This is a genomic window from Roseivirga sp., from assembly GCF_049099775.1.
Lineage (GTDB): Bacteria > Bacteroidota > Bacteroidia > Cytophagales > Cyclobacteriaceae > Roseivirga.
Genome location: NZ_JAGDZM010000013.1, coordinates 295513 through 307377, shown reverse-complemented (window position 1 = coordinate 307377; position 11865 = coordinate 295513). Strand labels below are relative to the sequence as shown.

General features: G+C 38.1%; 10 protein-coding genes. 3 read left to right on the top strand and 7 right to left on the bottom strand.

Annotated elements, in window-relative coordinates; genetic code table 11:
* Window positions 1-106: 106 nt before the first annotated feature.
* Window positions 107-1279, top strand: a complete 1173-nt coding sequence (locus JXQ92_RS18450) for a glycosyltransferase family 2 protein (protein WP_421988123.1) — start codon at window positions 107-109, stop codon at window positions 1277-1279.
* A gap of 2 nt (window positions 1280-1281) precedes the next feature.
* On the opposite strand, the gene JXQ92_RS18445 is transcribed toward JXQ92_RS18450, so the two are convergent.
* The 6 genes from JXQ92_RS18445 to JXQ92_RS18420 form a co-directional block, all read right to left on the bottom strand.
* Window positions 1282-2358 (bottom strand): fatty acid desaturase family protein, encoded by a 1077-nt coding sequence (locus JXQ92_RS18445; protein WP_421988122.1) that lies wholly within the window; start codon window positions 2356-2358, stop codon window positions 1282-1284.
* 160 nt (window positions 2359-2518) lie between these two features.
* Window positions 2519-4288, bottom strand: a complete 1770-nt coding sequence (locus tag JXQ92_RS18440) for a DEAD/DEAH box helicase (RefSeq protein WP_421988121.1) — start codon at window positions 4286-4288, stop codon at window positions 2519-2521.
* A gap of 147 nt (window positions 4289-4435) precedes the next feature.
* Window positions 4436-5164, bottom strand: coding sequence for a LytR/AlgR family response regulator transcription factor (locus JXQ92_RS18435; RefSeq protein ID WP_421988120.1), 729 nt, complete (start codon window positions 5162-5164; stop codon window positions 4436-4438).
* Between the two features lie 56 nt (window positions 5165-5220).
* Entirely contained in the window at window positions 5221-7845 is a 2625-nt protein-coding gene (locus JXQ92_RS18430) for a PAS domain S-box protein (protein ID WP_421988119.1), read from the bottom strand.
* A 208-nt stretch (window positions 7846-8053) separates the two neighbouring features.
* The gene (locus JXQ92_RS18425; RefSeq protein WP_421988118.1) at window positions 8054-8548 is read right to left on the bottom strand and encodes a hypothetical protein; all 495 of its coding nucleotides are present in this window, start codon (window positions 8546-8548) and stop codon (window positions 8054-8056) included.
* Between the two features lie 82 nt (window positions 8549-8630).
* A complete protein-coding gene (locus JXQ92_RS18420; protein ID WP_421988117.1) occupies window positions 8631-9248 on the bottom strand; it encodes a 2'-5' RNA ligase family protein in 618 nt (205 codons plus the stop codon).
* Window positions 9249-9531: 283 nt separating this feature from the next.
* Here JXQ92_RS18420 and JXQ92_RS18415 point away from each other — a divergent pair, with 283 nt between their 5' ends.
* Complete coding sequence (locus tag JXQ92_RS18415; protein WP_421988116.1) at window positions 9532-10137, top strand: YdeI/OmpD-associated family protein; 606 nt, start codon at window positions 9532-9534, stop codon at window positions 10135-10137.
* A complete protein-coding gene (locus JXQ92_RS18410) occupies window positions 10137-11114 on the top strand; it encodes an NADPH:quinone oxidoreductase family protein (RefSeq protein ID WP_421988115.1) in 978 nt (325 codons plus the stop codon). The genes JXQ92_RS18415 and JXQ92_RS18410 overlap by 1 nt, the downstream gene beginning before the upstream one ends.
* Before the next feature lie 15 nt (window positions 11115-11129).
* On the opposite strand, the gene JXQ92_RS18405 is transcribed toward JXQ92_RS18410, so the two are convergent.
* Window positions 11130-11798 carry a YciI family protein gene (locus JXQ92_RS18405; protein WP_421988114.1) on the bottom strand — a complete coding sequence of 223 codons (669 nt, stop codon included), beginning with the start codon at window positions 11796-11798 and terminating at the stop codon, window positions 11130-11132.
* Window positions 11799-11865: the final 67 nt, after the last annotated feature.

The window sequence follows — 11865 nt, the reverse complement described above, 5'->3', positions numbered from 1 at the left end:
CTGTTTTACGGTCAGTCATCTGAAATTCAGAAAGCCATAAGACCATAAGTCTACCTTGCTTTAGAACGGTTCAAATAGATCATTTTCGGACCTAAAAATTAAAGACATGGAAATCATATTCTGGACAGCAGCATTCATCATTTTCTACCATTTTATTGGCTATGGAGTACTGATAACCCTTTTTAATAAGATAAAAAAGAGAAGTACAAGCCTACCAAAACTTTCTGATGAAGACTTACCAAACATTACTTTAGTAGTGGCAGCTTACAATGAAGAAGAAGTCATTGAGGAAAAAATAAAAAACACGCTCTCACTGAATTACCCAAAGGACAAAATGAAAGTTCTAATGGTAACTGACGGTTCTAACGATCATACGAATAGTATAATTAAAAGGTATCCTAAAGTTCAATTAGAATTTATGCCTAAAAGAGCAGGGAAAATTGCGGCAGTCAATCGCGTTATGCCCAGAATTGATACTGAAATCACGGTATTTTCAGATGCCAACGTTATGATCAATGAAGATGGTCTTCAGCATTTGGTCAATCACTTTCAACAAAACAGAATTGGTGTTGTTTCAGGTGAAAAGAAAATCTTTCAAAAGGATGCTGATAATGCTGCTGGTGCTGGAGAAGGGTTTTATTGGAAATACGAGTCCTTTCTGAAGCAAAACGACGCAGAGTGGAACACCTTGGTTGGGTCTGCCGGAGAATTATTTGCTATGAGAACTCACCTTTTCACTCCTGTAGATGAGAATACACTTATCGAAGACTTCGTAATGACAATGACTTTAGCTGCTGAGGGCTATAAGGTTGCCTACGAACCGAAAGCAATTGCTCTCGAAACTGCCTCTGCTACTATTCATGAGGAACAGAAGAGAAAAGTACGAATCAGTGCTGGAGGAATTCAAGCCGTTATAAAACTGGCCTATCTTCTCAACTTTTTGAAACATGGAAAACTGACTTTTCAATATATTTCTCACCGAGTACTAAGGTGGACACTCATTCCAATCGCTTTCGCGTGCGTGTTGCTTGCATCTTTGGCTTTGGCTGATAACCATTGGGGATATGAGTTAATGCTAAGAATACAACTCATATTATATTTATTAGCTTTTGCAGGTTACGTTTTAAGAGATGCTACTGTTAATATGAAGATGGTACACATACCATACTACTTCATCTTTATGCAAGTTTGTGTAGTACTTGGTTGGATAAAATACTTCAGTGGTGAACAGAAAGTAACATGGGAAAAGTCTAAGCGTGCTGAAATAATACAGGTCTAAACCTATCCTACTGGAAATGCACTGAGTTCAGCATTAGGTTCCTTATCAGCATCAGGTCTACCAAGTAATTGCAACGTTTTAGTATGCTGATTTAAAGCGCTAAGAAACGTCTTATGACTGTAATAAGGTACATTAAACTCTTCGGCTGTGGCTTTAACTATTTTAGATAATTTTCTATAGTGAACATGGCAGATATTGGGAAATAAATGGTGTTCCACTTGATAGTTTAAACCACCAATTAACCAAGAAAAAACGGTGCTTTTAGGTGCATAGTTAGCAGTTGTTTCGAGCTGATGCACTGCCCAGTTCTTCTCAATTTTGCCATCTTCGTCCATTTTCGGAAACTCCATATCAGGCATGATATGAGCTGTCTGAAATACAGCACTTATGCTAATTCCAGTAATCATATGCATGGATATAAATGCAGCAAAAACCACAAACGGATTAAATGGCAAGAATATCATTGGCAAGATCAACGCATAAACATAATATGAAGCTTTCCAGAGAAAAACTTGTAGCATTTCACGCCTATATGTGGCTTTACAACCCACAAGACCCATTTTCCAATAGCGTTTTACACGAATAAAGTCTTTGGTTGTAATCCAAGAAATTGTACTTAAGGAGTAAAAAAACCAAATATAAATGTGTTGATATCTATGAACCTTCATCCACTTTCGGTTTGGTGTAAACCTTAAGAAAGGCGGCGTGTTGATATCGTCATCAGCTTCATCAATATTGGTATACGTATGATGCAAAACGTTGTGTTGAATCTTCCAAACACCAGCATTCGCTCCAATAATATTCATTGAATAGCCCAAAATCTTATTGACCATTCTATTTTTAGAATAAGAGCCATGAATCGCATCGTGCATTACACCCATGCCAATACCTGCCATTCCTAAACCACTAATAATATAAAGGGCAAAAAGTAACCAAACTTGTTCTACTATACCCAGATTAATCAAGGTAATTGGAGCGATAAAAAGGGACAACATAAGAATAGTCTTTAGCACCATTCCGACATTAGCTTGCTTGCTTATATTATTGTCTGAGAAATAACTATTAACTCTCTCTTTCACAGTACGTGAAAAATCTGAACCCTGGTTTTTTTGAAATTTAGGATGCTTGATAGTAGTGATTTTAGTATAAGATTTGGTTTCGGAAGATAAGCATAAAAACTAAGCATTTATACTTGCTCCACCTATAATATTGAACGTGCTTGGTGCGTGCAACTTAGGTTTATCTTCTTCGACCTCTATTCCTTCTGCCGGCTGGGTTGGGACTGCTTTGAGAGCGACTTCCGCCACTTCTACCCCCGCCTCTACGACTTCCGCCACTTCGCTGGTCTCCATCTTTACCACGATAGCCACCGCCTGAACGTGATGAATTTCTTCGTGCCGGTCTGCCTTCTTCATCTCGATTTACGCGGATAGCACGTCCTTCAACTTCAATGAACTCAAAGTGCTTTCCAAGATCGTCATCTTCCTTCTCATCCATATTAAAGAAGCTACAGTTTTTCTGTATCGATAAGTCTGAAAAGTGTTTACGTTTTATACCGGTTACATCAGCTAAGAAGTGGACTAAATCCGCTTCAGTAATTCCGTCCATTATACCGACATTGATGAAATAACGGTTAAAACCTTCCTTGGTATTTGATCTTCGTTCTTTCTTTTCTCTGCCTTCGCCTACATTAATATCACCTTCTTCATCTCCTTGAACCATTAAATGATCTAGTTGAGTAGTAATTAATCGTTTCAGCAGATCTTCTTTGGTAAGTTCTGCAAACTGACCATGTAAACTGGCTAAGATTGACTCCGACTTTTCATCAACTTTCGTATTCAAGATCAAGCTTGCCCAGTTGTTGATACGGCTCACTTTAAGTTCATCAACCGTAGGAATAGTTACTTTTTGAAAGCTAACGTTTACTCTACGTTCAATATCAGTGATTTTACGTGTCTCCCTAGGGTTAATAAAGGCCATTGAAATACCCTTCTTACCAGCACGTCCTGTTCTACCACTTCTGTGGGTATAACTTTCTAATTGATCTGGTAATTTATGATGGAAAACGTGTGTCAAATCATTTACGTCAATACCTCTAGCTGCCACATCGGTTGCAATCAAAAGCTGCATTGAACGTGTCTTGAATCGCTTCATTACCGTATCGCGCTGCCTTTGTGACAAATCACCATGAAGTGCTTCAACAGCATACCCTAGCTTTGATAATTGATCGGCAATGTCCTGTGTATCCATTTTGGTTCTACAGAACATGATACCTTTCATATCAGGCTGAATATCCATAAAACGACGAATAGCTGATAGCTTATTGTCATTCTTTGTTACAACATATTGATGCGAAATATCTTTATTACTCTTTTGGTCTGCATCAACAGCTACCTCTAAAGGATCTTTCATATAGACCTTCACCAAACGCCTAATTTCTTTAGGCATAGTAGCAGAAAATAACCAGGTAACCCTATTGTCGAGTGTATGGCTTAAAATCTCATCAATATCTTCTTTAAAGCCCATATTCAACATTTCATCGGCTTCGTCTAAAACCACATGCTGAACATTTTCTAGCTTAATTGCTCGTCTTTTTATTAAATCTAATAGTCGACCAGGTGTGGCCACAACTATTTGAGTTGGCCTCTTTAATGCTTTTATCTGTCGGCTGATATCTGCTCCGCCATAAACAACCTCTACGTTGAGTCCTTTTTTACTTTTGGCAAAAGTTACTAGTTGTTGTGCCGTTTGCTGGCCCAACTCTCTTGTCGGTGCCATGATTAAAGCCTGAGTAGAAGAATTATGCTCATCGATTATGTCGACAAGTGGCAAACCAAAAGCGGCTGTTTTACCAGTTCCAGTTTGTGCTAAACCAATAAAGTCTGTCGGATCGTTTTCCAACAACATTGGGATGGCTTTTTCTTGAATGGGAGTTGGCTTTTCAAAACCTAATTGTTCTAAAATGCTACAGGTAGACTCTGAAAGTCCTAATTGATTAAAATGACTCAAGGGATATTAATAAGTGATTCGCAAAGGTAAGTAGATGAATCGGCATTCTAATTGTTATTCAGATATTTATGAACCTTTAAAGCAAAAAGATCAATAGCCTACGATAAACTGATTTTAAAGCATTAAAGCTTCTGTATCTTGGTTATACTACAGTTTATTAAGCCTTTTCATAAGCGCTTCTTTATTCGCCCGAGAGATCGGAATTACTTTATCCTCGATTAGGAGGTTAGATTCTTCAATGTCTATAATCTTTGAAAGGTTCACAACATAGGATCTATGCACTTTTGCAAAATTATATTGATCTAACCGTTCTTGAACACGTTTCATCGTCGAATGAACTATATATCCTTTAGCTGAAGTCTTAAAAAGCGCATAATCCCCTTTCGCTTCAACGTAAAGAATATCATCTATCTTTACTTTGATCAACTTGGAGTCAACTTTTAGGAAAAGACTATTGTCAATGATTTTAGATACGCCTGGGTTTTCCTGTGCTTTTTTTAGTCTACCATAGGCCGACATTGCAATTTCAATGGCCGCATTTATGTCCTTTACACCATAAGGTTTTACTAAATAACCAAAAGGCCCTCGTTCTGAAGCCCTTGAAACCGTGGCATCGTCTGCAAAAGCTGTTGTAAAAATGAAAGGTATATCGAATTGATCATTGATAAGCTCAGCTAAATCAACGCCGTCAATATCACCACCAATTTGAATATCTAAAAGTGCTATTTGAGGCTCATGATCATTACATAATTGAATAGCTGTTTCTGCATCTTCGGCAATCCCAACTACTTCATGGTCCAAGAGTTCAAGTATGTCTTTTACACTTTCTGCGATCATAAGATCGTCTTCAACCACAAGTACTTTCAATTTGTTCATATGCTTTCTTTGATGTTAATATAAGCATAAGACGTGAAACTCAAAGATTGGAAATATTACTTATCAGGAATTTCAACAATAAATTCAGCGCCTTTATTTACCTCGCTGATTACCTCCACCTTTCCGCCGTGCATCTCGGTGAACTCCTTTACAATAGACAGACCAAGTCCAGACCCTTGAATATTCTTGACGTTTGTAGCCCTGTAAAAGGACTGAAAAAGGGCCTTTTGGTCTTTTTTGGGGATGCCAATGCCGTGGTCTTTGACATGAATTCTGGCCTTATCTAATTCATTGAAAACCAACGTTAACTTGGGTTCCTTTTTACCCACAGAATACTTCATTGCATTGGTTAAAAGGTTAGATACAACATGATCTAACAGTTGTCTATCGAACATGATTGGCCGTGGCACACCTTGAATTTTCATGTGAACAACTGGCTTTTCGTCTACAATCTGTTTGTCTACCATTTGTCGACAGAATTCAACTAAATCGTGTTCTTTTTTCTTGATTTCGATTTTACCTGATTCAATTCTACCCAACATGAGAATATCGTTCATTAAACCAGTCACCCTTCCCAATTCAGATTCTATTCTTTCAAAGTACTTAGCAAATTTTGGAAACTGCTCAGGAGCCGTCAATTCAAGTCGGTGACTTATAAGATCTGAGTTTTGTTTAATCGTAGTTAGCGGTGTTCTGAATTCATGCGAAGTCATGGCAACAAATCGAGACTTTAACTCATTGACTTCCTTCTCTTTATTCAACGCTTTTTCCATTTCTAGTCGAACCTGCTTTTGAATAGTTATATCACTTACAAATGCAGTAAATGTTTGAACACCTCTAGTAATTACCGGAATAATAGCCAACTCTATTGGGAATTCTTCGCCGTTCTTTCTAAGCGCTGAAATCTCAATTTTTTGATTCAAAACAGGACCCTCTCCTGTGTTTAGGTAGTGCTTCATTCCCCTATCATGCGCTGATCGAAATTCTGGGGGAATAATAGTTTCAGTTAGGGTTAAACCAATAACTTCTTTGGAAGCATAACCAAAAATCACTTCCGCCTGCTTATTCCATTCAGTGATAAACCCGTTTGAATCAATAGAGATTACACCATCGATAGCAGATTCAAGAATTGTTCTTAATTTCTTTTCGCTATCTCTTAGATCTTTCTTAGTTTCTAATTGCCGCTGATGGACAATTGCATTTTTCAATCGATTGGATGCTAAAGTGGCTACTGTAGTAAGAATTTCCATGTGAGTATCACTAAAATAATTCTTATCACTATGTTCGGAGTCTATAATCCCTATAACATTACCATCAGCAACTATAGGTACTGTAATTTCAGACAAGCGTTTAGCATCATCAACTATATATCGAGGATCTCTAGTGGTATCCTTTATGATTTCAGCTATCCCACTTTTTGCAACGGCTCCAACTATTCCTACTCCTAATTCAATCTCGATTGGATCAACCACCATACGGTTCTTGGTTGACTTAGCCCCATAGGCTGCCAGTTGCGTGAGTTTATTGGTCGATTCATTTAGAACATAAATCACACAATCCTCAAAACCGAATTCTTCAATTACGTTTTCTGCAATTTCCCAGGCAATTTCAAATAGTGTCTCATCATTCAAGAGCTTTGTCACAAAACCATTAATTGCGCTTAAAAAACGCTGATTTTTATGGAGTTTCTCATTTTGTTGCTCTAATTGATTTCTAGCAAAAATGAGTGCCTCTTGATCTTTTTGCTTCTCTGTAACATCCATATGAATCCCAATGGACCCCACTCTATTTCCTTTCGCATCGTAGATTGGAGCTCCTGAAATCAGAGCCCAGAGTTCATCCCCGTTCTTATGTCTTAATTTTAATTGGTAAACAGAAGCTACTCCTTCAAGTCGCTGCTCATGCTGATTATCAATGACCGATCTTGTCGTATCATCAACTAGCAAATCAGATGCGTGCTGTCCAACGAGTTCCTCTTTGGAATAACCTGTTATTAGACACATCGCTTCATTGGCATAGACAATTCGCTCATCTAAATCAACTTCCATTAAGCCATATTGAAGGTTTTGAATAATGCCTCTATATTTCTCTTCTGATCTTTCTAGAGCTTTTTGCGTGTCATGATCTTTAGTAATATCCCGTGCAATGGCCATTAGGCCTATCAGCGAAATTTCATCTTCCAATAATTGTACATTCTGGCCCAGCCATATCTCTTTACCTGCTTTGGTTACGATAGGGAATTCTAAGTATGTTGAATGTACGGCTTCCTTAACTTGCTTAATGTAAAAGTCTTGAACGCGCTCTGCCCAATCCTCTCTTACCAGTTCTAGGTAATTCATTTTTAAGCATTCCGCTTCTGTGAAACCAGTTACTTCTGTCGATTTTGGGTTAACGTAGATGAACTGTCCTTTCAAGTCGATCTCATAGATGACATCTTGAGCTGCCTCAACTAATATTCGATATTTATCTGTAGCATACTTTTTTTGCAACTCTCTACCCTCTCGTTTTGAAAAAGTAATATGGTATAAATCAGTTGAATCGTCAACTTTTGCAGAAAGTATAATATTCTGATACTCGGAAATAAATGAGGAAATTTCGGAGTTTCCAATCTCTGGGATTGCATTATCTAAAAATTCTGAGCGGGCTTTTTGGCCAACAATCAATCCATAATCATTTTTCAAATGATTAGACAATAGACATTCTTCGTAAAGAATACCTTCCCTATCTATGATTATAAATGGTTTGATATCTCTTGATTAAGCGTTGCAAAGAAACGCTGGAGATATGTGGCAAAATTTTAATTTCGATTAATGGGAGAAATCTTTAGATAACTGACATCATCTTTCGATGAATGACCAAATAATTCGACGAATGGAATTGGTCATTTAATTACGAGAATAATTCGACTTGTAATCCTTGGGTGACTTTGATTTTTGGCATTGCAGGCCTTGTTTCACCAGACACAACAGATAGACGCGATCTTTTCAGCGGTTTATTCTGTTTCCTAAGCTTTGTATGACTCAAAGCATGCGCTATCAACTCTTCTTCTTTATTAACCAATTGTTTCAATCGATTCAGCGGATGAGTCGTAGCTTCTACTTCAACTACATCGATTAATTTACTTTCAATATTCTTGACTGATGAGAGTGCCCTTTTTAAACCATCCTCATAAGCACCTAACTCCTCATCTCCACTACTTGCGGCTACATTAGAAGGAATTTGAATGGCTAAAAGGTTAATCTCTTTGATAAGGCCGGCTATATCTGATTGTACATATTCATTCGTTAAATGATGTGCTGTTGATATTATCTCTATGCCTTGTTCCATAATTTTTAAGCTTCCAAAATCTCTCATCTCTTTTTCTCTTTTATAAACCGCTTTCAAACTTTAAAAAACCTAATCAATCTTCGCCACCTGGGAAGGCGAAGATTGGCTGATATCGCTTCAGCTAGGTTTACCTAAACATTTAAAGAAGCCCCAGCAACTCTCCTTCTGATTTTGCCAAGGGCAGTGTTGTTAAACTTTCCCAAGTTTTGAACGGTGCCTTTCTCTTTAGCACATGTATTCTTGTAATTCTAAAATTGTTAGTATATGGCTCATGTTCGTAATCTTTCACCGCATCCATAAATTGTAATGCCGAGAATCCTGTACCAATATTGAGCGTAGGTTCGTAGCGTTTATTTAAAAATGATAAAGACACCAACTCCTTGAAAAGCCTAAACCTTAGAAGGTGATAAACATCTATAAGCGACTGCTTATTCAGTACATCGAGGAAAACGTGTCGATCCACTCCATAAAAACCAAAGCCATTTAGGAAAACCTCAAATCCCTTTATTTGACTAAGCACTTCATGAGATGCTTTCAGCAATCTTTCTTCTCTTTCCTCCGGTTGAAAAAAAGAGACCAAACGAATATGAGCACAGGAATTCTGACCCGGATAAGCACCATACTTATTGAAGAAATCTCTTTTAAAAGACTTCACCTCTTTACTTATCTCAGCATAGGGCAAAACGATAAATAGATACTCGCTAAGATCGCTTTGATCGCTTTGATTAAACAATGAATGATCCTTTCCTAAAATCATATTGTAAATATACTAATTAGTTTAGTATCTAAAAGCTATTGAGTTTAGTTTTTACTATTTATTTTAGTATTAAGCTCTTAATGGACTGGAATACAGTTTTTAGGGGTTAGGACATACTTAGACTATCTGCATACAGGGTTAAACCATAACTTAAAAACATAAAAAATAGGCTCAATTTACTAAGCATACTAGTACTACTAAGCAGTGCTTGGGACAACTAATTTTAGCCGCTAGAAACGAATAGTATTTGCATGGGTTGGATGTTTTTAGGAACTTCAAATCTATGTTAAAACCTAAAAACGTTGAGGACTATTTTGCTTCAGGCGCACCGCAAGCTAAGCAAATGAAATGCTTAAGGGGAATAGTAAACACATTCCCTTTTGACGAAACCGTTAAATGGGCGTTTCCTGTTTATACCATATCAGGCAAAAACATTATAGGGCTTGGAGGTTTCAAAGCCTACGCTGGCATCTGGTTTTTTCAGGGTTGCTACCTAACCGATGGAGCTAATCGATTGGTAAATGCGCAAGAAGGAAAAACGCATGCAATGCGCCAGTGGCGTTTTCAGTCGGTAGAGGAAATCAAAGAGAACGAGGACTTAATCAAAGTTTATATTCAGGAAGCGATTGACAATCACCGTGCGGGCAAAGAATTTAAACCCGTTAAAAAAAGGCCTAAACCGCTGATCATCCCACCTGAACTTAAGGTCATTTTTGATACTGATAATGCGTTAAAAGAGAGTTTTGAAGCACATTCATTAACTAATCGGCGAGATTTCACAGAGTATATTTCAACTGCCAAAAGAGAAAGTACTAGGCAAACAAGGTTAGAAAAAATCATTCCTATGATTCAAAATGGGATCGGTTTAAACGATAAGTATAAAAAATAATGAAAGCACTACTTTGCCATGAGTTTGGCCTACCAGAAACGCTACAAATATCTGAAGTCGATAAGCCCTCACCTACTGAAAATCAAGTCCTAATAAAAGTAAAGGCATGCGGCATCAACTTCCCCGATAGCCTTATTATTCAAGATAAATATCAATTCAAACCAGCACTCCCCTTTGCACCTGGCGGTGAAGTTTCTGGCATTGTAGAAGCCATTGGCGAAAACGTGATACATGTAAAACCGGGCGACAGCGTATTTGCACTAACCATATGGGGCGGAATGGCAGAATTTGTTTTAGCTGATGCTCACAAGTGTTTACCAATACCCAGTAATATGGACTTTGTTACCGCCGCTACTACTATGTACACCTGTGGTACGTCCTTACATGCACTTAAACAAAGGGCTCAGATTCAAGCGGGTGAAACTCTTTTAGTATTAGGAGCTGCCGGTGGTGTAGGTTTGGCCGCTGTTCAAATTGGAAAACTACTAGGTGCCAAAGTAATAGCTGCGGCCTCTACAGAAGAAAAACTCGAAGTTTGCAAGAATTTAGGCGCAGACGAAACCATCAATTATACAAGCGCAGATCTAAGGGAGCGCATTAAAGCATTGACAGAAGGAAAAGGAGTTGATGTAATATATGATCCGGTGGGTGATAAATTTTCGGAACCAGCCGTTCGATCTTTGGCTTGGGAAGGAAGATTCTTAGTGGTTGGTTTTGCAGCTGGCGTTCCAGCCGCTATCAGATTAAACTTACCTTTATTGAAAGGAGCTTCGATTGTTGGTGTTTTTTGGGGAGCATTTGCTCAAAAACGACCCAAAGAAAGCAACCAGAACTTTCAGCAAATTTTAAACTGGATTAAGGATGGTAAGCTAAAACAGCATATTAATCGCTTATACCCACTAAAAGAAGGTAGCCAGGCCATTCGCGATTTAATGGATCGCAAGGTTATCGGTAAAAACGTGGTTACAGTTCCTTAATCGTACCATAAGCAATTACTTCTCGCAAAACACTCCTACTGGAAAGTATAAGGGTTTCACATAAACCTCCATTGCCCCTTTTCTGACTAGTTTCTGTTTAGCGAAATATGCTTCATAGGCATCGCTTTCTGGCGCTTTAAAGATAACGACTTGTCCTGCATTACCATCAAATTTAAGCACGCTCAACACCTCCAAACCTTTAAACATCCTTTGTGCATCACGCATATGTCTTACCGTATGGTTACTTGTTTTAGTGCCAAAACCATTACCCTTATTCGTATATCGTGCTAAGTAGTAAATCGTCATACCGATGTCTTCTTCTGGCTTGTCCCACAAAGTGCAAATTTCTCCCATGGCCATATCAAAAGCCATAACTTCCAAATTGAATCTTCCTGCGGCAATGGCTGGATCGGAATCTAATATTGCTTTCGTTTCTTGCACATTTGTATCGAACAGAAAAACACCTCCTCCGCCATCGAATGGGCCTGCGGCAATCATCTTCCTTGCCTTTACCAACCGACCTATATTGGCCATATGACCTGCCTGAAGACTATCTACCTCATTTTTCGGAAGGTCTGCTCGGTTCTCATTCGTATTTAAAAAAACAAAGGTATATCGCCCCTGATCTTGGGCAAATACTCCAAAAGAGAACAATAGGAAGGTGGTGATAAAAAGCTTTTTCATTAGTCGTACAGTCGAAACCTAATTTAATAATTCTTGATGACTGAATTGTTAGATAGCGTGTTCAATC

Excerpts from the sequence above, each read along its gene's own strand:
- JXQ92_RS18450 (WP_421988123.1), top strand. The coding sequence starts at position 107 with ATGGAAATCATATTCTGGACAGCAGCATTCATCATTTTCTACCATTTT.
- JXQ92_RS18435 (WP_421988120.1), bottom strand. The coding sequence starts at position 5,164 with ATGAACAAATTGAAAGTACTTGTGGTTGAAGACGATCTTATGATCGCA.
- JXQ92_RS18420 (WP_421988117.1), bottom strand. The coding sequence starts at position 9,248 with ATGATTTTAGGAAAGGATCATTCATTGTTTAATCAAAGCGATCAAAGC.
- JXQ92_RS18415 (WP_421988116.1), top strand. The coding sequence starts at position 9,532 with ATGTTAAAACCTAAAAACGTTGAGGACTATTTTGCTTCAGGCGCACCG.
- JXQ92_RS18410 (WP_421988115.1), top strand. The coding sequence starts at position 10,137 with ATGAAAGCACTACTTTGCCATGAGTTTGGCCTACCAGAAACGCTACAA.
- JXQ92_RS18405 (WP_421988114.1), bottom strand. The coding sequence starts at position 11,798 with ATGAAAAAGCTTTTTATCACCACCTTCCTATTGTTCTCTTTTGGAGTA.